At 32.6% G+C, this 1,924-nt stretch carries 2 protein-coding genes; both read right to left on the reverse strand.

The features are described 5' to 3' along the window. Nucleotides 1-133: 133 nt before the first annotated feature. Entirely contained in the window at nucleotides 134-715 is a 582-nt protein-coding gene (locus tag HX049_RS18300; RefSeq protein ID WP_435793534.1) for an outer membrane beta-barrel protein, read from the reverse strand. A 321-nt stretch (nucleotides 716-1,036) separates the two neighbouring features. Further along, nucleotides 1,037-1,924, reverse strand: an 888-nt coding sequence (locus tag HX049_RS18305; protein WP_286417812.1) for an OmpA family protein, incomplete at its 5' end; no start/stop codon positions are given.

Below are 1,924 nucleotides of genomic sequence, written 5' to 3' on the forward strand. Positions count from 1 at the left end.
CAGCCTTTTTTACAAATAATTCCTCCCTTTATTTATCTTAAAATCAACTAATTAATATTTTTGTCGTGTACTAAGAACTTTACTATATAAAATCACTTTAAATAAAACTCGATTATTTTAATAGCACTTGAATTTACTTACCCAAAAATATTTGAAAACCAAGTGAGACGCCTAATCCGTTATGTGCAGACGCATTGGATTGATTTGATTTACTATAATTGTATCCAACAATAGCCTCTAATGCAACATTTCTACTTACAAAGTGAGAATAACCTGCATTTACATTAAATGCGAATGATGTATCACTTTTACCTCCTACCTCTGCTCCAGAAATACCAATTGCTCCTTGTCCAAAAAATCTACCAGTTTCACTAGCTCCTTCAGGAAAATAGTAACGTGCAAAAGGCATTACTTTGTAATTCCAAATATTGTCACCATCTTTTACTGTTTGTAAACCAGCTCCTATTTCTAACCCTACTGCTACGCCATTAGAGATAAAATAACCAGCCCTTGGTGTAATATTAATATTAAAACTCTCTTCTTCAAAACTATACCCTGTAGAACCAAGAGCTCCTCCAACTATCCAATTACCTTTTTTAATAGGTGTATTACCTACTTTTTTAGATAACTCAGGTATTGAAATTTTTTCACTTAGTTGGGCATTAATTGACATGCTAAACAAACATGCATAAAAAATAAAAACACACTTTTTCATATTTATCTATTTTTAGATTAGTTATTCTTGTTCTTCTACATCTATTTTACAAGGAATCTTTAGCAAAACTCCTGGACTTTAAAACAGATGTCAAACACCATTATTAATTAACCTACTTGTTGTATTCCAAGGGCTAAGTTACTTTATAAGTAATAGAATAAATAACTTAGCCTTGGTATAACATTAAAAACATTAAATGAACTCCTCAAAAGCAGAGCCACGAGGGAATCTTTTGATTATAAAACAACACTTCTAAGCATACAACTTATTTTTCTTAGCACTGTCACATTTTCCAAGAAAATACAAGAAAATCATCCCTATTTATAAGGATAGAACAATAAACTCACTTCTTCTATTTTCTTGATGTTCTTTTTCTGTACATGGTACTCCATTACTACACTTATTCTGTAGCTGTGTCTCTCCATATCCTTGTCCTGTAATTCTACTTCTCTCAATGCCTTGATTCACCATCCACTCTACTGTAGACTTTGCTCTGCGATTAGATAACTTAAGATTGTAGTTATCATTTCCTCTACTGTCAGTATGTGAGCGAACATCTATCTTCATGGTTGGGTATTCTTTTAATACCTCTACTACTTTGATTAGCTCTGCTGCTGCATCTGGGCGAATATTAGATTTGTCAAAGTCGAAGTAAATAGGATTTAACTTAAGCTTCTTAAATAGATCATCGTTCACTGTCACTGGTTCTAAAGTCTTCTCTAGTCCGATATCTACTCGTTTTACTCCTTGTTGGCGTTCTACGATAAATACAACTTCCACTGTATTATACTCCTGTTTCTCAGCTTTAATACGGTATTTTCCTCCACAATCTAATAAATTAGAAAGATAATATCCTTTTGCATCTGTGATTATCGTATCTGTATGCTGATAAAGAGCATCTGAAATAACTACTTTTGAATTTGAAAGTGGTTCTTTTGTTGATTTATCATAAACTATCCCTTCTAAAGCTTGCTTACAAGGTTTTTCTTTAAAGAAATAGATATTATCTCCACCACTAGCTCCTGGTCTATTAGAGCTAATAAAACCTTTATGTGATTTGCTATCGATATACAAACCAAAATCGTCAAATGGACTATTAATAGGCATTCCCATATTGGCAACTTGACCAATGCTTCCATCTACATTAATCTTAGCCACAAACATATCTAATCCTCCTAATCCAGGATGACCATCTGATGCAAAAAACAA

Origin of the sequence: Myroides odoratimimus (assembly GCF_030326305.1) — a bacterium.
Lineage (GTDB): Bacteria > Bacteroidota > Bacteroidia > Flavobacteriales > Flavobacteriaceae > Flavobacterium > Flavobacterium odoratimimum_A.

Bases quoted from the DNA above. Each gene is read 5' to 3' on its own strand.
- HX049_RS18300 (WP_435793534.1), bottom strand. From the start codon at position 715: ATGAAAAAGTGTGTTTTTATTTTTTATGCATGTTTGTTTAGCATGTCA.